Here is an 18,431-nt window from a genome sequence, read left to right as displayed (position 1 = left end):
CATCGCCCCTATGAGTGACCTCGACCGATTCGACATCGCCATCATGCGCGCCCTGGAACGGGAAGGGCGCTTGTCGAACCTCGCATTGGCCGAAAAGGTCGGCCTTTCGCCCTCGGCCTGTTCGCGCCGCCTCGACCGTCTGGAGCGCGAGGGCGCGATCAACGGCTATCACGCTCGCCTGTCGAACCGCCATCTCGGCCATCCGGTGACGGTCATCGTCAACCTCGCTTTGTCCGGCCAGAGCGAACGCCATCTGGCGGAGTTCGAGGCGGCCGTCCGTCTCTGTGCCAATGTCCTCAGCTGTTTTCTAATGTCCGGCGAGTTCGACTATATCCTGCGCGTCGCCGCCCGGGACCTCGAGGATTTCGAGCGCATTCACAAGACCGCTCTCTCCGCCCTGCCGCATGTGGTTCGCATCAGTTCCTCCTTTGCCTTGCGGCAGGTCGTCGACCGCCCGGCCGTCTATCTCGACCCGGTTTCCTGACGCGCGATGGCGGTCTATATTCGAAAAGAACCCTTGAACCCCGCCAAGCCATGACCGAATTGCGCGTACCCTTCAGTGACTTGCAGCAGCCGCTCGACGATCGCTCGCGGGAGATCTTCCGGCTCATCGTCGAAAGCTATCTCGACCAGGGCGAGCCTGTGGGCTCGCGCATGTTGTCGAGGCTTCTGACGACCTCGCTGTCGCCGGCCTCCGTGCGCAACGTCATGAGCGATCTGGAGGCGCTGGGCCTCATCTATTCGCCCCATGTGAGCGCGGGCCGCATGCCGACCGAGCTCGGGCTGAGGTTCTTCGTCGATGCCTTTCTCGAGACCGGCGATCTGGGAACGAGCGAGCGGGCGGAGATCGAGGAAAAGGTGCGGCTGGCCGGCGACGGACGCCCCTTCGACACGGTGCTGACCGAGGCGAGCCATCTTCTGTCGGGCCTGTCGCGCGGGGCCGGCATCGTCTTGACGGGCACGGCCGATCTACGCCTGAAACATATCGAATTCATCCGCCTGGAGCCGACAAAGGCGCTCGCCGTCCTTGTTGGCGACAATGACGCGGTGGAGAATCGCATCTTCGACCTTCCGGCCGGCACCACCGCTTCTCAGCTCGTCGAGGCCAGCAATTTCCTGAACGCCCATGTGGTCGGGCGCACCCTTCGCGAAGCCCAGAGCCGCATCGCCGCTTTAAAGAGCGAGACTGAGACGGCGCTCGATCTCTTGTCGCGCCAGCTGGTCGATCAGGGGCTCGCGGTCTGGTCCGGCGCATCGGCCGGCCAGCCTTCGCGGCTGATCGTGCGGGGGCGGGCCAATCTCCTGGAAAATCTCGCGGCGGCCGAGGATGTGGAGCGGCTGCGCCTGCTCTTCGACGATCTGGAGACCAAGAGCGGGCTCATCGAGCTTCTGGGTCTCGCCGAGAAGGGCAACGGCGTTCGCATCTTCATCGGCTCGGAAAACAAGCTCTTTTCCCTCTCCGGCTCGTCCCTGGTCGTTGCGCCCTATACGGCCGCCGGCACCGATGGCGGACCCGAGCGGATCATCGGCGCGGTGGGCGTCATCGGGCCGACGCGCCTCAACTATCGGCGCATCGTTCCGATGGTCGACTATACGGCGCGTCTGGTCTCGCGGCTGCTTTCGCGCGGTGGCGGAGCCGGTGGGCAGGCTTGATTTTCCGGTCCGCCAATTCGATATGCGCGGGCGAGGTTACAGGCGTCGGTGCCACTCTTGAAAAAATGGCTCCGCGGGGGCGATCCATGTCCGGCGGGGATGATCGGGCCGACGCGCGATGAAAAGAGAAGGTGACAACGGGAATGACGAGCGAGACAGGCAAGCGAGACTTCGAGGCGCCCGAGACCGAGGCCGAGACCGAGCTGCCGGAGGGCTTCGACACGACCGGTTTTGACGCAAATGTCGACACCAGCGGTTTTGCCGGTGGTGCGGGGTCGGCCGCCGATGCCGAGCGCATTGCCGAGCTCGAGGCCGAGAATGCCGACGTCAAGGACCGCCTTCTCCGGCTTGCGGCCGATATGGAAAATCTGCGCCGGCGCACCGAGCGGGAAGTGAAGGACGCACGCACCTATGCGGTGACGAGCTTTGCCCGCGAGATGCTGTCGGTCGCCGACAATCTGCGCAGAGCCATCGACGCCGTGCCGGACGAGGCGCGCGAAAGCGGCGATAGCGGCATGACGTCCCTGATCGAGGGCGTCGAGATGACCGAGCGCGGTCTGCTGGCATCCTTGGAAAAGAACGGCGTCAAGAAGCTCGAGCCGGAAGGCCAGAAGTTCGATCCGAACTTCCATCAGGCGATGTTCGAGGTGCCGAACCCAAACGTGCCGGCCAACACCGTCGTCCAGGTGGTCCAGGCCGGCTATGCCATCGGCGAACGCGTGCTGCGTCCGGCCATGGTGGGCGTCGCCAAGGGTGGCCCGAAGCAGCCGGCGGACCGTTCCAAGCAGCCGGCCGCGAACCAGGATGGCGAGGCCGGCGACGCCGCGTGACATCGGCATCGAAATAGACGGACAGAAAGCCCCGCGCGCCGAACGGTTCGCGGGGTTCTTTATATGGGCGCGTGAGCGAATTTAATGCCCGCTCTCCCGATCGGCACCCTTGAGAATGCCGGCCGAGAGGAAGACCGCCGAGATGATGATGGCAAGCGCCAGATAAATCGTCGAGAAGCCATAGGCCGAGGCGACGAGGCCGACGATGGAAGGCGCGATCAGGCCGCCGGAATAGGCGATGGCCGAGGCGATCGAGATGCCCGTTCCGTTGGCGAGGCCTCTGACGTTACCGGCGGCCGAAAAGGCGATCGGTACGAGATTGGCGAGCCCGATGCCGAGGACGAGATAGCCGGCGAGCGCCATGGAGAGGTTCGCGGCGATGGCGAGAAGGATCGCGCCGGTCAGGGCGAAGAGCAGGGAGAGCCGCACGGTGCGCACCGCGCCGAGCCTGTCCCGGATTCTGTCGCCCAGAAACCGCAAAGTCGCCATGGAGACCGAAAAGGCCGCGAAGCCGAAGCCGGAGGCGGCGACCGAGACGCCGAGCTCGCTGCGCAGATAGACCGCGCTCCAGTCGATGACGACGCCCTCCTGCATGAAGCCCGCCAAGGCGATGACGCCGATGACGAGGGCGAGGAGCAGAGGTTTGCGCTTGCGCGACAGGATCGAGCGCCAGGATTCGCGAGCGCCTTCTTCGGACGATGGCCTATCCTCGGCGAGCGCGCGATCGTCGAGAAGGCCGGGCAGCATGGCCAGAAGGATGCCGGCGCAGAAGAGGCCCACGAGGCTGGTGTGACCCACGGGCCCGAAAAGGTCGATGAGCGATCCGCCGATGCCCGCGCCCGCGAAGGCGCCGAGCGACCAGAAGCCGTGGCAGGAGGACATGATCGAGCGATCGAGGCGCCGCTCGACCGAGACCGCATTGGCGTTCATCGCGACGTCGAGACCGCCGAGCCCGATCCCGAAAAGAAAGAGCGCCGCGCCGATGGCGATCGGATGGGGCGCGAGCGTCAGGAGAGGGAAGGCGGCGGCGAAGGCGATCTGGGTCGCGATGACGACCGGCCGGCTTCCAGCGCGGGCAATCATCGCACCGACGAAAGGCATCGCCATGACGGCGCCGAGCCCAAAGATTAGGATCATGAAGCCGTAGGTCGCTTCTGTGAGACCGAGGCGGGCACCGATGATTGGCACTTCCGGGGTCCAGGAGCCCATGCCGAAGCCGTTCACGAAGAAGGCGGTCGAGATCGCGATGCGGGCGCGCGAGCCGGTCGGTCCGGCCTGATGTGACAGGTCCTGCGTGGCGGTCATGAATTGATGTCCATGGATGACGTGGTAAGGGCGCGCTCAGGAAGAAGCGGCATGGCCGGAACGCGTTTCGCTGATGATCGATGCGCCGAGTTCGGCCAGCTCCCGGCATAGGGGATGGTCCGGATCGTCGGTCACGAGGTGGCTCACGGTTTCAGTCCCGGATATCTGAAACGGCGCGGAGAGGCCAAGCTTTTCTCCCGTCACCGCGACCACAAGCCGGCGGGTGCGCGCGGCGACGATGCGTTTCAAGGCCGCTTCCTCAGCCGAGAAGGCGGAAAGCCCGGCCTCCAGGGAGAGGCCGCAGGTGCCGATGAAGGCGATGTCCGGGAAAAGCCGTTCGAGCCATTCGATGGTTTGGCCGCCGAGACAGGAGCCGAGGCGCGGATCGAAACGGCCACCGACCATGGCGATCTCCACCCCCGTCTGGTCGCTGAGTGCTTCGGCGACGGAGGGCGCATTGGTGACGACGGTCAGGCCACGATCGCGGGGCAGGTGCCGGGCGATCTCCAGATTGGTGGAGCCGGCGTCGATGAAGACGGTCTGGCCGCTCTCCGTCAGGCTGGCCGCCAGCCGCCCAAGCCGTTGCTTGGCCTCGCTCGCCTCGCTCATGCGCCGGCGAAGCGTCGTCGGCGCATGACGCGGCCGGATCGCTCCGCCATAGACGCGCTCGCAATGGCCCTCTGCGGCCAGCATGCGCAGGTCCCGGCGGACCGTATCCTCCGAAACGCCGAATTCCACAGCGAGGACCGCCGCGACGACGCGGCCCTCGGTGCGGATACGCTCCCGAATGGCGTCGAGCCGTTCATTGGACAGAAGTGTTTCGGCAGACATGGCGCTCCTTTCTGGCTTCTGCCCGTTCAATGCATGATTCGGAAAAAACATGCAATATCGCGCATGATATGGAAGCCGGTCGCGGCGAGACGCAGAGCCGTCTATCGAAACAGCCACGCGGATCGACGGCGCTGCCTGGAACGGGCGGTGCCCGCCTGGTGTTCGCCGAACACGACTGCCGGGCTCGGTACGAACGCTTGATCATAATCTCTCAAGCCCGGCCGCTTCTCAGTTTCGAAAGGACGACCCATGGCCCGCGATCCGCGCAACGCCTACCCCCAGCCACGCCAACCCGAACAGGAACAGAGCATGCCAGGGCACACCGGGCCGATGAGCCCGCAGCCCGATCACGGCGAAGACAGCTACAAGGGGTCCGGCAAGCTCGAAGGCCAGGCCGCGATCATCACCGGCGCCGATTCGGGCATCGGCCGCGCCGTCGCCATCGCCTTTGCCCGCGAAGGCGCCGACATTCTCGTCTCCTATTATTCCGAGCATGGGGACGCCGAGGAGACCAAGAAATGGGTCGAGAAGGCCGGCAAGCGCTGCGTTCTCATGCCGGGCGACGTGAAGGACGAGGCCTATTGCGAAAAACTCGTCGAAACCTGCATGTCCGAATTCGGACGCCTCGACGTGCTGGTCAACAATGCCGCCCATCAGGCGGTCTTCTCCTCGCTCGAAGACATCTCGGCCGAGGAGATCGACGTCACCTTCCGCACCAACATCTTTTCGCTGTTCTATCTCTGCAAGGCGGCGCTGAGGCATATGCAGCCAGGGGCGACGATCGTGAATTCTTCTTCGATCAACGCTTTGGACCCTTCGCCGGGCCTCCTGCCCTATGCCGTCACCAAGGGAGCGATCTACAACTTCACCGCCGGGCTCGCCCATATGCTGGCCGAAAAGGGCATCCGGGTGAACGGCGTCGCGCCCGGCCCGGTCTGGACGCCGCTGATCCCGTCCACCATGCCGGATGAAAAGGTGAAGAGCTTCGGGTCTTCGACGCCGATCGGCCGCGCCGGCCAGCCCGCTGAACTGGCCCCGGCCTATGTCTATCTCGCTTCGGACGATTCCACTTATGTCACCGGCGAGGTCATCGCCGTGACCGGCGGGCGCCTGATGATCTGAGCCATCGCTCGCCCTTCACGCCGCCATGATCTCGCGCAGCGCCGTATCGGGATCGTGGCGGCGGCCCTGCCATTGCTTCGGATAGCCGAAGGACACTTCCTCGAAGCGGGTGTCGTCGAGAAGCCGGGTCGACGGCATGTGCAGATGGCCGGAGACGACCGCCTTGGCCCGGTAACGCCAATGCCAGTCGGCAGTCTTCACCGTGCCGCACCAGAGCGAAAAGCGCGGAATCCTCGGCGGCACGGCGAATTCGTGCCGCAGGGGCCAGTGATTGATGAGAATGGTCGGCAGAGCCTCGTCGAGCGCCTCCAGCCGCGCGCGCGTCGCCTCGACCCGCGCATGGCACCAGGCCGAGCGGCTGTCATGGGGCTTTGGCGAGAGCAGAAGTTCGTCCGTGCAGACGACGCCGCTTTCCCGAGCCCAGGCGACCGCGTCGTCGAGCGCGACATGGTCGGGCCGGAAGGAATAGTCGTACAGGAGGAACATCGGCACGAGCCGCACGGGACCGCCAATAAGGTTCAGAACCGGATAGTCGTCCTCCGGCGTCAGCACGCCATAGGAGCGGCAGAGTTCGACGAGATGGGCGTAGCGGGCCTCGCCTCGCACCGCATCCCGCCCTGGCCGTGTCCAAAGCTCGTGATTGCCAGGGACCCAGACGAGCTGCCGGAATTTCTGGCCGAAATGCTCGAAGGCGAGGCGGATATGCTCGTCACGCTCGGCGACGTCGCCGGCAAGAATCAGCCAGTCGTCCGGCCGGGGCCGGATCGCCTCGATCGCTTCCCGGTTCGCGGCATGGCCGAGATGGAGATCGCTGACGGCAAAGAGGCGATGGGGGCTCATCAGGTTGCTGCCCGTCCAATCATCGTGCCGAAGGGCTCGGCCCGCTTGGGTTCGACGCGTGTCGGATCGCCCACCTGCGGCACATATTCGGCGAAGGCGACGGGCTTGCCGTCGGCGGGACATGCCAGCGCCAGCCGATGGTCTCGGCCGAGAATGCGTCGCTCCAGATGCCAGCGCTCGCCAATATCCTCGATCCGCGCCGTGTCGAAACGCACGCCTATGTCTTGGCTCGAACAGTCGAAGACGAAGGCGTCCAGCGGCAGGGCAAGCCCCATACCGCGCGCCTTGATATAGGCCTCTTTCAGCGTCCAAAGGGCGAAGAAGCGTTCGCTGCGCTCGCTGTCATCCGCGCCGGCTTCGATCTCGTCCGCCTCATCGGCGGTGAAATAGCGCCGTGCCACGTCCCGACCCGGCGCTCCGCGCCCGATCCATTCCACATCGACGCCGATCCGCTCCTCGGGACCCGTCACGAGAGCGACGAGACCGCGCGTATGGGACAGGTTGAAATGAACCGGGGCGGGCAGGGGATGGCAGACATGCGGCCGGCCATAGGCATTCGTCGAAAAACGCCATTCGGCCGGTGCAATATCTGTCGCATGAAGGCTCAAAACGCTGCGAAGAAGCGCACGTCCGACCAGAAATTCTGTTCGTGCGCCTTCCACCTTGAAGCGGTCGAGCCGTATCTGTTCGCCGTCGTCGAGAAGCGCGCGATAGGCCGCGAGCTGGTCGAGGGCGAGGCCGTCGAGGAATGTCAGCCAGACCGTCGTTCGGCCAGCCGTCCCGGTCATGGTGTCGGACGGGGAACGCTCAGCCATCGGCAGGCGGCATGGTCGTGGTGCTATTCTGCGGTGCCGGTGCGGCGTAGCGTTTGGGTGGAGGCGGGGCGGCGCCTTCCATCCGATCGCGTTTGGAACGTCGCGTGGTCTGGCGCCAAGAGCCGGCCGAGCGACCGGCGATCAGCCAATAGGTGAGAGCGAAGACGAGTCCCGAAACGACGATCGCCGCCTGAACGCCTCCGCTCGGTGCCCCCTCGCGATAGGCGAGGAAGATGACCGCGATGCTTCCGACAAGTCCTGCCACCAGATGAAAGACGAGAGACGAGAGCCCGGCGATCTCGGTCACGGCCATGAAGATCGCCCAAGGCAATAGCAGGGTCGAACCGATCTGCGCGGCTTGAGCGAAATAGGCGATGGCCCATTGGAAAAGATAAACCGGATCGATGAGGCGGCCGTCCGCCCCACGTTCGAAATAGGGCCAGAGCAGCGCGAAGGCGCTGGTTCCGCAAGAGACCACGAAGGCCAGCGGAAGCAGGAAGATGAAGCGCAGAACGGTCATCATGCTCAGCGACGCGCCTGAAACGCCTGCGGGCCGGTGTCGACCCACAGGTTTGACGTTGCTCCGCGAGAGGCGCAGGCCGCATCGACCAAAGGCGTGGCTGAAGCGCTGGTCAGCGCGTGAAGGATCTCTGTCATCGCGGTCAAATTATGGGGCTTTGCCGAAATTTCGATCCGCGTTCAGGCGCTCGCCGCCTCGAGCTTCATCCGGTCGGACTTGCGCATGCGCTCCGATTCCGACTTCAGCTGGCCGCAGGCGGCGAAGATGTCACGGCCGCGGGGCGTGCGGATCGGCGAGGCATAGCCGGCCTGATTCACATAATCGGCGAAACGCTCGATCTGGTCCCAGTCGGAGCATTCGTAGCGGCTTCCCGGCCAGGGATTGAACGGGATGAGATTGATCTTCGCCGGAATGCCCTTCAGGAGCCGCACGAGCTCGCGCGCATCCTCCATCCGGTCGTTCACATCCTTCAGCATCACATATTCGAAGGTGATGCGCCGGGCGTTGGAGAGGCCTGGATAGGCTCGGCAAGCGTCGAGAAGCGCCTTGAGCGGATATTTCTTGTTGATCGGCACGAGCTCGTTACGCAACTCGTCATTGACCGCATGGAGCGAGATGGCGAGCATGACGCCCATTTCCTCGCCGGTGCGCGCGATCTCCGGCACGACGCCGGAGGTCGACAGGGTGATGCGGCGTTTGGAGAGCGACAGACCTTCGCCGTCGGAGGCGACGGCGAGCGCCTGTTTGACATTGTCGAAATTATAGAGCGGCTCGCCCATGCCCATCATCACCACATTGGAGACGAGGCGCCCCTCGGAGGGCACGATCGCGCCGGCAGGCGTTGCCGCATCCGGGAAGTCGCCGAGCCGGTCGCGCGCGAGCAGGATCTGCCCGACGATTTCATCCGCCGTCAGATTGCGCACCAGACGCTGGGTGCCAGTGTGGCAGAAGGTGCAGGTGAGGGTGCAGCCGACCTGGGAGGAGACACAGAGCGTGCCGCGCCCTTCCTCCGGAATATAGACCGTTTCGATCTCCACGGGCCGACCGGCGCCCTTGGGCGGGAAGCGCAGAACCCATTTGCGCGTGCCGTCGACCGAAACCTGCTCGGTGACGATTTCGGGCCGGGCGATCGAATAGGCCGCGTCGAGCTTCTCTCGCAATTCGCGCGAGACATTGGCCATCTGGCTGAAATCCGAGACGCCGCGCACATAGAGCCAGTGCCAAAGCTGGGCAACGCGCATGCGCTGCTGCTTCTCGGCAACGCCGATCGCGCCGAGGGCTTCGGCCAAGCCTTCGCGTGAGAGTCCGATCAGCGAAGGCTTCTCCTCGCTTGCCTGCGAGACGAGGCCTGCGCCGATGACGGCGTCCGATTTTGCGGCGGGCCGGGTCTTCGGATCGGCGAGATCGATGGAAAGGGCCATGGTCGCGGTTGCCTTCGGGCTTTCGTGAAATATCGGTCGGCGCAGCGGATCGAGCCGGCCGGATGCGGACGCGCCTGCGGGCCGCTTCAAGATGATGCCGGTTCGTCGAGATTGGACCGGTAAATGCCCCTTTTACCGCGAAAATTCAAGGCAAGCCTGCATCGCGCCGGCGCGCTCTCGTGTCATGGCCTTCGCTGGATAAAGAAAAGGCGCCCCCTTAGTCGGGAACGCCTCGATGTTAAACCGACCGAATTTGCTTCGTCCGATTCCGCTTATTTGCAGTCCTTGATCGAGTTCAGCGCCGCCGTCACCCCGGAGAGGGAGTAGGTGTAGCTGGTATTGGTGCCACGGCGCGAGGTGGCCGAGACCGTCATCGAGCGCCCCGCGCGAAGCGCGGCGACCAGCTGCGGCTCTTCGGCGGCATTCTCCATCCAGGCGGAATCGGCCTTGGAGAACATGCTGTATTTCTTGCCGTCCACATCGACGACGACCTTCGCGCCTTCCTTGAGCTGATAGCCCATCACCACCTGCGGCTCATAGGCGATGCCCTGGCCCGGCTTCTGCGAGACGATGAAGAAGATATCGCCGTGATCGACGTCGGCTGGACGCATTTCGGTCGGCGTCGACAGGATGTAGCAGACCTTTCCGCTCGTATCCGAATAGGAATACGTGCCCCAGGCATTGTACTGGTTCATCCGGGTCGGTGTCTGGGCCGCCGTCGCCGCGCTCGAAACGATGAAGATCGCCGCCGCCGTCGCCAGGATCTTATGAAACTTCATGGTTCCCCACTTCCATTGCGTGTCCGGTTTGGCCGTTCGGGTTTGAAAGTCCCGTGTCGCGGTCGCGCCACCGGGACGGTCACCAATCGGACACTTACACCCCTAATCTTTACCGCCGGTTAACGGTGATCGGAGGGCCTTCGGACCTGTTGTCGATCAACCGCCATAACCCCGTATGCGAACCGCCCGGCGACGGCCCAAAGATACCGAGAGGAAGCCGCGAAGCCGGCCCAAGCCGGAAGACGGCACCCCTGCCGAAACTATCAAGCCATCGTGACGCCAACCCGTGCCTCGGCAAAACCCCAGTACCCACGGCCGAAGGCGGACGCCCCATCGCCGGATGACGGCCAAACCATGGCATCCCGTTCACGTTCCCTGAAGAACGGAAAGAATCGGGCGAGAGTGCGGCGGTAAAACCACGCTCAACCAATTTGCCACGCTCGGCACCGCGAGTTCGCTCCCCGCTCCGGCGGTGACACGGAGGCGGACGAACCCGCTGGCGACCGCCTCAAAGCTCGTCGAGCGTTTCGCGAGCCTTCTCGTAATGCTCGGGCCGGATGTTCGCCTGCACGGCCTGGAAGGCTGTGATCAGAACGGCGATGTCATCCGTAAAGCCGAAGCCCAGAAAGACATCCGGGATTATGTCGAAGGGCAGGATGAAATAGGCAAGGGCCGAAAACAACAGCGCCCGGCTCGTGGCCGGCGTCCGGCTGTCGAGCGCGCAATAATAGGCGGCGACCACATCCTCCATGAAGGGGATGTGCTTGAGGCTCGACCGCACCTTGTCGAAGAATGAGGCCCGCACGCGCTCTTCGCGCCGCTTCTGCTCGCCTTCGCTGCCGGGCGTTAAGATTTCGCCGATCCTGATCTTGTCGAGCGCCATGCGCGTCCTCCGCAGTTTTCTTGAGAGGAAGATGGGACGGAAGGCTTTGTCGCTCAAGGGGATGGCGCGCCGACGGGCGTGCGCGCCGCGCGCCGACACCCGATCGTGATACCACTCGGCTCGCCGCCCAACGACCGAAGACCGTCAGAAGGCGATGCCGCGCATACTGCGATAGACGGGAAAGGCTTCCTCCTCGGTCTCGCTTCGCGCAGAAGCGCCGCGCCCATAAAGATCGAAGGGCTCTTCGAGAATATAAGGTCCGCCGCCGACCGAGGCCTTGGAAGAGAAGAGTCCGAAGCGCTTCACCTCGAAGGGCGGAGAGCGATAGCCGCCGCGCAAGGCGAGATAGCGCGCAGCATCCTCGGGCCGGGCGTTCTTCAGCCGCGCAATCGTGACATGGGGCACGAATTTGCGCTGATCGCCGGGTAGGCCGAGCCGTTTGGCGATCCGATCGATCTCCGCCTGGAGGTCGGCGAGTTCCGGCGAGGCGGTCACCCCGGCATAGATCGAATGGGGCTTCTTGTTTCCGAAAGCGGCAAGGCCGGCCAGCGAAAGGGTGAAGCGCGGGCGCTCGATGCGATCCAGCGCCTCCACCAGATCGTCGGCCGCTCTCGCCTCGATATCGCCGAAAAAGCGCAAGGTGAGGTGATAGTTCTCCTGCTCGATCCAGCGAGCCGGCGGCAGGCCGCCCTTCAGGAAGGAGAGGGACAAAGCGACGTCGGGCGGCACCTCCAGAGCGGTGAATAGACGCGGCATGGGCACCTCCCTCATCGTGATCATGTCACACGGGGCCTTGCATCGGGCGTCGAACGTCCGCTGAAGGACACGCATACTCCAGCGTTTCACCTGAGAAGCCATGTGGCAAGGACAAGCCTGCCTTGCTCACAGCGATTTCGTGATTTTTCTGCCGCAGTGCACAATGGGTTCGAATAAGACCCTGCGGCTTTCGCGGGTCGTGCGTGGTTGGGAGGGGCGCCGACCTGCGATGGGCCTTCGACCGGAGATCAGCCCCATGGCGATCGAGACGAATCATCCATCCTCCCGCGGCCATGCCCGGCTTCTGTCCCGGTTCGGCCAAACCCAGCAGCGCTTTGCGCTCGGCAACGCCTCCGCCTTCAAGCGAGAGGCGCCTGCGCCCATGCCGAAGACCTCCGATGGTGCGATCACGCTCCGCCGGCTGACCAGCTCCGATAGTGTTCTTCTGCGGGATCATCTCTTGCGCCTCGACAAGGAGACCCGGCGCCTTCGCTTCGGCACCATGGTCAATGATGGCTTTCTCGTCCGTTACGCCAGCCTCGCCCTCGTCTCGGACGCCCATGTGCGTGGTGTGTTCGTCGAGGGCGTCTTGCGCGGGGTTTCGGAGCTGCGCTTCTTGACCGGAAGCCATCAGGAAGCCGAGGCGGCGTTCTCGATCGAAAAGGCATATCAGGGTCGCGGTCTTGGCGATCTTCTCTTTGCCAAGCTTGTCGCAGCCGCCCGTAATCGCGGCGTTCGGCGTCTCTTCCTCACCTGTCTGCGCGAGAATGGTCGCATGCAGGCGATCGCCGCCAAGCACGGCGCCGATCTGAGCTTCCATGAGGGGGACGTGATGGCCGAATTGCGTCGTCCCTATGCAGATCTGACCTCGATCCAGAGCGAGCTGGCCGACGAGGCGCAGGCTTATGTCTTCGCCCTGATCGATTGGCGCCGGGATCGTTGGCGAAGCTTGACGGCGCCGCTGAAGCGGTTTGGCGACGCGCTGAGCGGACGGATCGCCGGGCATTGACGCGGTTGTGTCAGACGGGCGCGCTTAAGAACTGATCGAAGCCTTTTTAAATCACTCGTCATCCTCGGCCCGCCAGGGCCGGGAACCCGTGCCTCAGCGCTGTTAGCTCCAATGACCTGGGCAATGCGCTGCTTTGCAGGACCCATCCGACCTATCTTACCGCTGCCGAAGCCTGTTTCTCGCCCAGCGATTCTTCGATCAGAGGCTTCATCTTCTCGACGATCACCGCGACACCCTTGGCGTTCGGGTGCATGCCGTCGTCTTGGTTGAGGTCCCGCTCGGCCGCGACCCCTTCCAGGAAAAACGGATAGAAGGTGACGTCGTGCTTTTCAGCCAATTCGGGAAAGATCGGGTTGAAACTCTTGGCATAATCCTCGCCCATATTGGGCGGCGCGAGCATTCCTGCGAAAATGACCTTCTGGCCACGCTCGCCCAGTCGCGTCAGGATCTCATCGAGATTTTGCCGGGTGATCTGAGGATCGACGCCGCGCAGGGCGTCGTTGGCGCCAAGCTCGACGATGACGAGATCGGCGCTCTCGGGGACGGACCAGTCGAGGCGCGCAAGACCGCCGCTCGTCGTATCGCCCGAAACGCCGGCATTCGTCACGGTCACCTCGTAGCCGTCCTCGCGAAGTGCGGCCTGAAGTTGTTCCGGAAAGCTCTCGCCGGGGCCGAGGCCATAACCGGCCGACAGGCTGTCGCCGAAGGCGACGATCTGCCGCGCGCCGTCGCCGCCAGCCCCTTGCGAAAAGGCAGGCGGAACGAAGGCCAGCGGTAACAGAAGCGTCAGAAGGCCGAGGATCGGTTGGAAGCGCTGCATCATGGACCCCATATCGCCAACGGGCTGTCCGGCAGCCCCTTTTTCGAAACCTCCATATAGGTGGCACGCTTCGTGGCAGAACCGGCGATCCGATTACGAAAGGTTCAACTGACCCTCGGCTCGGGCGCAAGCTCGGTTCACGTCTTGAAGGGGATCGATCTGGAGGTCGCGCGCGGCGAATCCGTCGGCATCGTGGGGCCGTCCGGTTCGGGTAAGTCGACCCTTCTGATGGTGCTCGCCGGCCTCGAACGCCCGGACGAGGGCGAGGTGGAAATCGCCGGCCAGTCGCTGATCGGTCTGTCGGAGGATCGGCTTGCCGCCTTCAGAGGCCGCAATGTCGGCATCGTCTTCCAGTCCTTCCATCTCATTCCCAATATGACGGCGCTCGAGAACGTCGCGGTGCCGCTGGAACTCGCCGGGGCGGACGAGCCCTTCGAGCGGGCGCGGACCGAACTTGAGAATGTCGGGCTCGGCGATCGCGCGACTCATTATCCGGGCGAACTCTCCGGCGGCGAGCAGCAGCGCGTTGCGCTTGCCCGAGCGCTCGCGCCCCAGCCGGCGATCCTTATTGCCGACGAGCCGACGGGCAATCTCGACCAGACGACCGGACGGCAAGTGGCCGATCTTCTCTTTGCCGAAGGGGAGCGACGCGGCATGACCCTCGTCCTCGTCACCCATGATCCCAATCTCGCCCATCGCTGCGGGCGCGAGATTGGTGTGCGTTCGGGGCGGATCGAGAAGGCCGGCGAAGCGGCTGCCATGGAAGCGGCCCAATGACAGCGATCGACGCCGGCCACATCACCCGATCCGAAGGCGCCTCGGAGCGCAGCCTTGGGCCGACGCTGAAACTCGCCTGGCGTTTTGCCCTGCGCGAGATGCGCGGCGGGCTCTCCGGCTTCGTCATCTTCCTGTCCTGCATCACCCTCGGCGTCGGCGCGATCGCGGCGGTCAACTCCGTCGCGGCGATGATGAGCGACGGGATCGCGCGCGAGGGCAAGACGATCCTCGGCGGCGATCTGCGGTTCCAGCTCGTCCAGCGACAGCTGACGCCGGACGAGGCGGCCTATATCGACAGTCTCGGCACGGTGTCCGAAAGCGCCGCGCTTCGCTCCATGGTGCGACTTTCCGATGGCTCCGATCAGGCGCTCGCCGAGGTCAAAGCCGTCGATAGCGCCTATCCGCTCTATGGTTCGGTCGAGACCGAGCCCGATATTGCTCTGTCGACGCTTTTCGAGGAGCGAAACGGCCATTATGGTGCGATCGCCGCCCAGGAGCTTTATGACAGGCTCGGCGTCGAGCCCGGCGCCATCGTGCGTCTCGGCAATATTCAGATCGAGCTGACCGGCGTCATCACCCGCGAGCCGGATATTCTCTCAGACGGTTTCGTCTTCGGCCCGAGGCTGATGCTGTCGCGCGCCGCCCTCGATGCGAGCGGCCTCGTCCAGCCTGGCTCCCTCGTCGAATATGACTGGAAGGTCCGTCTGCCCGCAGGCCAAAACGCCGAGACGCTGAAGGAGGAGGCGAATGAGCGCTTCCCGACCGCCGGCTTTCGCCTGCGCACGGCCGAAGACGCCGCTCCTTCACTCCAACGCAATATCGACCGGTTTTCACAATTCCTGACGCTAGTGGGTCTGACGGCTCTTATCGTCGGCGGTGTCGGCGTCGCCAATGCCGTGCGCGCCTATCTCGACGGCAAGCGGCCGGTGATCGCGACCTTCAAGAGCCTCGGCGCTTCGGGCCGGCTCGTCGTCTTCGTCTATCTCTTTCAGATCATGACACTTGCGGCCGTGGGCGTCGTCATCGGTCTCGTCCTTGGGGTGGTCGCGCCCTTCGTGACCGCGCGCTTTCTGGAAAGCGTCATCCCGGTTGCGGCCGAAGCCTCGTTCTATCCCGGCGCACTTCTCATTGCCGCCTTGTTCGGCTTTCTGACGGCGGCAACCTTCGCGCTTCTGCCGCTGGGGGCGACCCGCGACATCGCCGCGACCGCGCTCTTCCGCGATGCGGGCGGCACGGCGCGGGGGCGCCTCCGTTGGACCTATATCGGTCTCACCGGCCTTCTTACCGTTGCGATCGCCGGTCTCGCCGTCTTCATGGCGCGCGACAAGGATGTCGCCCTGATTTTTCTGGGTGGGACGGCGGCCGCCTTCGTCATCCTGCGACTTGTCGCGACCGGCATCATGGCAGTGGCGCGCCGCGCGCCGCGAGTCTCCTCCACGCCCTTGCGCCTTGCCATCGGCAATATTCACCGGCCCGGCGCGCTGACGCCCTCCGTCGTTCTCTCCCTGGGGCTTGGCCTGACGCTGCTCGTGACCCTTGCGATCATCGATTACGATTTGCGACGGGAGGTCGGAACGGGGCTCGCCAGCCGCGCCCCGAACTTCTTCTTCGTCGATATTCAGAACAACGAGATCGACCGATTCCGTACGGCCGTCGAAGAGGCCGCGCCCGGCTCCACCCTCAACGCCGTGCCCATGCTGCGCGGCCGCATCACCCATCTGAAGGGCGAGGATGTCGCGACGATGGAAATCCCCGCCGAGGGCGGTTGGGTCCTTCGCGGCGATCGTGGGATCACCTATTCGCCCACCGTGCCGGACAATTCGAGCCTGACGGCCGGCGAGTGGTGGCCGGAAAACTATAGCGGCGAGCCGCTCGTCTCCTTCGCTGCGGAGGAGGGGGGCGAGCTGGGCCTGAAGGTGGGCGACAGCCTGACCGTCAATGTTCTCGGGCGCTCGATCACGGCGAAGATCGCCAATTTCCGGGCGATCGAATGGGAGAATCTGTCGATCAATTTCGTCATGGTCTTCTCGCCCAACACCTTTGCCGGGGCGCCCCACGCCTGGCTCGCGACACTAAGCCTGCCCGATGGACAGGCTGACCGATCGGACGCGGCCGTCGAAACGCGTGAGAAGGAGGTGGTCAATCGCATCACCAACGCGTTCCCGGCGGTCACCACGGTCAGGGTCAAGGACGCGCTCGATGCGGTCAACGGCCTGATCGCCCAGCTCGCGCTCGCCATCCGGGTCGCCGCCGCCGTCGCACTCGTCGCCTCTGTGCTGGTTTTGGCCGGTGCGCTCGCGGCCGGCAATCGGGCTCGCATTCACGATGCCGTCGTTCTGAAGACACTAGGCGCGACCCGCGTCACGCTGATCCGCGCCTTTGCGACCGAATATATGCTGCTCGGTCTCGCGACGGGGATCTTCGCCGTCGCAGCCGGAGCCATCGCCTCCTGGTTCGTCGTCGACTTCATCATGACGCTGCCATGGGTCTTCGATTGGACGGTGGCTCTGACGACGCTTCTCGTCTCGCTCCTTCTGACCGTCGGCTTCGGCCTCGCGGGCACCTGGCGCGTGCTCGGCCAAAAGGCGGCGCCCGTGCTGCGGAATTTGTAACGAACCCGTCCATGGCACCCGCCCTTGTTCGCAAACGGCGGGTGCCGGAGTGCCGGGTCAGTGCTCCGGCCGCGCCTTCACGGACAAGGCTCGCTGATGGCATGGAGAGGCTCTCGCCTGTTTTCCGACGAGCGGACGACGACACCGGACACCTTGATGTCGGGATCTTTGACGCTGAAATTTTTAGGAAGTCTGGTGGGCGCGACAGGGATTGAACCTGTGACCCCCTCGGTGTGAACAATGTAAGCGAAGGCTTAATACCAACGGGTGCTGATCAGAACCCATGCTCCCAGTCCCGCATTCCGATTGACATGATAATCCATGGCTGCTCGACGAGCTTGTTCCAGGCATGGCAGCAATGGGCGAGAATATCGTCGTAATCGAGGAAGATGCGGTTCGAGAGCCAGTTGTCGCGCATGAACTGCCAGATGTTTTCCTGCGGGTTCAATTCGGGCGCCTTTGACGGCAGAAACATCAGGGTGATGTTGTCCGGGACCTTCAACTTAAGCGTGGTATGCCAGCCGGCCTTGTCGACGATGAGAACGGCATGGGCGGCGGGATCGACCATGAGACTGATCTCGCTCAAATGCTCGTTCATGGCAGCGATATCGCAATAGGGCATGACGAGACCGGCGCCCTTTCCCTTCTTCGGGCAGATGGCGCCGAAGATCTAGGCTGATGCGGTGCCGAGGTCGTTTGGCGCCGAGGGGCGCGTGCCACGTCGCGCCCAGCGTCGTGTTCGCTTGTTCTTATGTCCTATCCGAGCTTCATCGGCCCACCAGAGTTCGATCTCGGTGCCTTTGGGGAGGCTTTGCTGGATCGCCGCCAACTCGGCGGGGAAACTTTTTTAAAATCCTCCACTTCGAACTCGTTCTGGGCGTGGTGGCGCGGCCGGGCGGATAGCTTGGCAAAACCGATGGCACGAAGCTCACGACCGACGGTCGTCTCGTCGACCGTGATCCGGAATTCCTCGAAGATCCAGCGCGCCAGGTCCTTTCGCCGCCATCGCACGACGCCATGGATCGCGGTGATCGGTCCTCGCTCCACAATGTCAGCCAGGGCCTTGCGCTGCTCGTCGTTCAGCTTTGGCTGGTTTCCCGGCGCCTTGCCGGTCATCAGGCCCTCCGGGCCGCGGGCGTTGAAACGCAATACCCAATCGCGAACGATCTGAAGGGTGACCCCGCCTATCCGGGCCACGTCATTGCGTGAGCCGCCGTCATAAATCTCGGCCAGTGACAGCAGGCGACGGGTCTGGTCGGCACTCTGGCTGACGCGCGCAAGCCGGCGCAGCTTGGGGCCATCAAAATCCGATCGCAGCGCAATGGCAGACGACATGGCAAACCTCCGTTTGCCATAGGGAGTCAGAGTTTCGCGTCTTTGGGAATCCCAGAGAGTCGGAAATCGCTCCCGTTGGTATAAAATCGGCCTGCCCGCACTTCACGTGCTCCCGGTGCCCCC

17 protein-coding genes and 1 pseudogene are annotated in these 18,431 nt (G+C 64.1%); 7 read left to right on the top strand and 11 right to left on the bottom strand.

Annotation, left to right across the window (positions count from 1 at the left end):
- The first annotated feature begins 10 nt into the window (after nt 1–10).
- From B9A15_RS15775 to grpE, 3 genes are all read left to right on the top strand, one after another.
- A complete protein-coding gene (locus tag B9A15_RS15775) occupies nt 11–484 on the top strand; it encodes an Lrp/AsnC family transcriptional regulator (protein ID WP_084411446.1) in 474 nt (157 codons plus the stop codon).
- 50 nt (nt 485–534) lie between these two features.
- Nucleotides 535–1,653: a heat-inducible transcriptional repressor HrcA gene (gene hrcA / locus B9A15_RS15770; protein ID WP_084411444.1), complete on the top strand. Its 1,119-nt coding sequence runs from the start codon at nt 535–537 to the stop codon at nt 1,651–1,653.
- A 143-nt stretch (nt 1,654–1,796) separates the two neighbouring features.
- Nucleotides 1,797–2,483: a nucleotide exchange factor GrpE gene (gene grpE, locus B9A15_RS15765; protein WP_084411442.1), complete on the top strand. Its 687-nt coding sequence runs from the start codon at nt 1,797–1,799 to the stop codon at nt 2,481–2,483.
- An 81-nt stretch (nt 2,484–2,564) separates the two neighbouring features.
- Here grpE and B9A15_RS15760 read toward each other — a convergent pair whose 3' ends face one another.
- Together B9A15_RS15760 and B9A15_RS15755 are read right to left on the bottom strand one after the other, a co-directional pair.
- Nucleotides 2,565–3,788 carry an MFS transporter gene (locus tag B9A15_RS15760; RefSeq protein ID WP_084411440.1) on the bottom strand — a complete coding sequence of 408 codons (1,224 nt, stop codon included), beginning with the start codon at nt 3,786–3,788 and terminating at the stop codon, nt 2,565–2,567.
- A gap of 36 nt (nt 3,789–3,824) precedes the next feature.
- Nucleotides 3,825–4,619 (bottom strand): DeoR/GlpR family DNA-binding transcription regulator, encoded by a 795-nt coding sequence (locus tag B9A15_RS15755; protein ID WP_170923330.1) that lies wholly within the window; start codon nt 4,617–4,619, stop codon nt 3,825–3,827.
- Between the two features lie 249 nt (nt 4,620–4,868).
- Here B9A15_RS15755 and B9A15_RS15750 point away from each other — a divergent pair, with 249 nt between their 5' ends.
- Nucleotides 4,869–5,741 carry an SDR family oxidoreductase gene (locus tag B9A15_RS15750; protein ID WP_084411436.1) on the top strand — a complete coding sequence of 291 codons (873 nt, stop codon included), beginning with the start codon at nt 4,869–4,871 and terminating at the stop codon, nt 5,739–5,741.
- A gap of 15 nt (nt 5,742–5,756) precedes the next feature.
- Here B9A15_RS15750 and B9A15_RS15745 read toward each other — a convergent pair whose 3' ends face one another.
- From B9A15_RS15745 to thpR, 7 genes are all read right to left on the bottom strand, one after another.
- Entirely contained in the window at nt 5,757–6,581 is an 825-nt protein-coding gene (locus B9A15_RS15745; RefSeq protein ID WP_084411434.1) for a metallophosphoesterase family protein, read from the bottom strand.
- Entirely contained in the window at nt 6,581–7,396 is an 816-nt protein-coding gene (locus B9A15_RS23250) for a 4'-phosphopantetheinyl transferase family protein (protein ID WP_084411432.1), read from the bottom strand. Before B9A15_RS23250 ends, B9A15_RS15745 begins: the two co-directional genes overlap by 1 nt.
- Nucleotides 7,389–7,919, bottom strand: a complete 531-nt coding sequence (locus B9A15_RS15735) for a hypothetical protein (protein ID WP_210190533.1) — start codon at nt 7,917–7,919, stop codon at nt 7,389–7,391. The genes B9A15_RS23250 and B9A15_RS15735 overlap by 8 nt, the downstream gene beginning before the upstream one ends.
- Nucleotides 7,920–8,095: 176 nt before the next feature.
- Nucleotides 8,096–9,337: a dual-specificity RNA methyltransferase RlmN gene (gene rlmN, locus B9A15_RS15730; protein ID WP_084411546.1), complete on the bottom strand. Its 1,242-nt coding sequence runs from the start codon at nt 9,335–9,337 to the stop codon at nt 8,096–8,098.
- A 272-nt stretch (nt 9,338–9,609) separates the two neighbouring features.
- The gene (locus B9A15_RS15725; protein ID WP_084411430.1) at nt 9,610–10,116 is read right to left on the bottom strand and encodes an invasion associated locus B family protein; all 507 of its coding nucleotides are present in this window, start codon (nt 10,114–10,116) and stop codon (nt 9,610–9,612) included.
- A gap of 508 nt (nt 10,117–10,624) precedes the next feature.
- Entirely contained in the window at nt 10,625–10,999 is a 375-nt protein-coding gene (locus B9A15_RS15720) for a YkvA family protein (RefSeq protein ID WP_084411428.1), read from the bottom strand.
- Nucleotides 11,000–11,143: 144 nt separating this feature from the next.
- On the bottom strand, nt 11,144–11,755 hold the full coding sequence (gene thpR, locus B9A15_RS15715) for an RNA 2',3'-cyclic phosphodiesterase (RefSeq protein WP_084411545.1): 612 nt from the start codon (nt 11,753–11,755) through the stop codon (nt 11,144–11,146).
- A gap of 256 nt (nt 11,756–12,011) precedes the next feature.
- On the opposite strand from thpR, the gene B9A15_RS15710 reads away from it, so the two are divergent.
- The gene (locus B9A15_RS15710; RefSeq protein WP_170923328.1) at nt 12,012–12,764 is read left to right on the top strand and encodes a GNAT family N-acetyltransferase; all 753 of its coding nucleotides are present in this window, start codon (nt 12,012–12,014) and stop codon (nt 12,762–12,764) included.
- Nucleotides 12,765–12,915: 151 nt separating this feature from the next.
- Here the strand turns inward: B9A15_RS15710 and B9A15_RS15705 are convergent, their stop codons facing one another.
- Nucleotides 12,916–13,596, bottom strand: a complete 681-nt coding sequence (locus tag B9A15_RS15705) for an arylesterase (RefSeq protein WP_084411425.1) — start codon at nt 13,594–13,596, stop codon at nt 12,916–12,918.
- Nucleotides 13,597–13,656: 60 nt separating this feature from the next.
- Here B9A15_RS15705 and B9A15_RS15700 point away from each other — a divergent pair, with 60 nt between their 5' ends.
- Both B9A15_RS15700 and B9A15_RS15695 read left to right on the top strand, forming a co-directional pair.
- Nucleotides 13,657–14,361: an ABC transporter ATP-binding protein gene (locus B9A15_RS15700; RefSeq protein WP_084411544.1), complete on the top strand. Its 705-nt coding sequence runs from the start codon at nt 13,657–13,659 to the stop codon at nt 14,359–14,361.
- Nucleotides 14,358–16,973 (top strand): ABC transporter permease, encoded by a 2,616-nt coding sequence (locus B9A15_RS15695; protein ID WP_084411424.1) that lies wholly within the window; start codon nt 14,358–14,360, stop codon nt 16,971–16,973. Before B9A15_RS15700 ends, B9A15_RS15695 begins: the two co-directional genes overlap by 4 nt.
- Before the next feature lie 274 nt (nt 16,974–17,247).
- On the opposite strand, the pseudogene B9A15_RS15690 reads toward B9A15_RS15695, so the two are convergent.
- Nucleotides 17,248–18,308 (bottom strand): annotated as a pseudogene (locus B9A15_RS15690) (IS630 family transposase).
- Nucleotides 18,309–18,431: the final 123 nt, after the last annotated feature.

Source organism: Fulvimarina manganoxydans, from assembly GCF_900176465.1.
Taxonomy (GTDB): domain Bacteria; phylum Pseudomonadota; class Alphaproteobacteria; order Rhizobiales; family Rhizobiaceae; genus Fulvimarina; species Fulvimarina manganoxydans.
The sequence above is the reverse complement of the archived record's forward strand: the minus strand, read 5'-3'. Positions and strand labels throughout refer to the sequence as shown.

Bases quoted from the DNA above. Each gene is read 5' to 3' on its own strand.
- hrcA (WP_084411444.1), top strand. From the start codon at position 535: ATGACCGAATTGCGCGTACCCTTCAGTGACTTGCAGCAGCCGCTCGAC.
- B9A15_RS15695 (WP_084411424.1), top strand. From the start codon at position 14,358: ATGACAGCGATCGACGCCGGCCACATCACCCGATCCGAAGGCGCCTCG.
- B9A15_RS15745 (WP_084411434.1), bottom strand. From the start codon at position 6,581: ATGAGCCCCCATCGCCTCTTTGCCGTCAGCGATCTCCATCTCGGCCAT.
- grpE (WP_084411442.1), top strand. From the start codon at position 1,797: ATGACGAGCGAGACAGGCAAGCGAGACTTCGAGGCGCCCGAGACCGAG.
- B9A15_RS15710 (WP_170923328.1), top strand. From the start codon at position 12,012: ATGGCGATCGAGACGAATCATCCATCCTCCCGCGGCCATGCCCGGCTT.
- rlmN (WP_084411546.1), bottom strand. From the start codon at position 9,337: ATGGCCCTTTCCATCGATCTCGCCGATCCGAAGACCCGGCCCGCCGCA.
- B9A15_RS15725 (WP_084411430.1), bottom strand. From the start codon at position 10,116: ATGAAGTTTCATAAGATCCTGGCGACGGCGGCGGCGATCTTCATCGTT.
- B9A15_RS23250 (WP_084411432.1), bottom strand. From the start codon at position 7,396: ATGGCTGAGCGTTCCCCGTCCGACACCATGACCGGGACGGCTGGCCGA.
- B9A15_RS15735 (WP_210190533.1), bottom strand. From the start codon at position 7,919: ATGATGACCGTTCTGCGCTTCATCTTCCTGCTTCCGCTGGCCTTCGTG.
- B9A15_RS15760 (WP_084411440.1), bottom strand. From the start codon at position 3,788: ATGACCGCCACGCAGGACCTGTCACATCAGGCCGGACCGACCGGCTCG.
- thpR (WP_084411545.1), bottom strand. From the start codon at position 11,755: ATGCCGCGTCTATTCACCGCTCTGGAGGTGCCGCCCGACGTCGCTTTG.
- B9A15_RS15775 (WP_084411446.1), top strand. From the start codon at position 11: ATGAGTGACCTCGACCGATTCGACATCGCCATCATGCGCGCCCTGGAA.
- B9A15_RS15750 (WP_084411436.1), top strand. From the start codon at position 4,869: ATGGCCCGCGATCCGCGCAACGCCTACCCCCAGCCACGCCAACCCGAA.
- B9A15_RS15720 (WP_084411428.1), bottom strand. From the start codon at position 10,999: ATGGCGCTCGACAAGATCAGGATCGGCGAAATCTTAACGCCCGGCAGC.
- B9A15_RS15705 (WP_084411425.1), bottom strand. From the start codon at position 13,596: ATGGGGTCCATGATGCAGCGCTTCCAACCGATCCTCGGCCTTCTGACG.
- B9A15_RS15755 (WP_170923330.1), bottom strand. From the start codon at position 4,619: ATGTCTGCCGAAACACTTCTGTCCAATGAACGGCTCGACGCCATTCGG.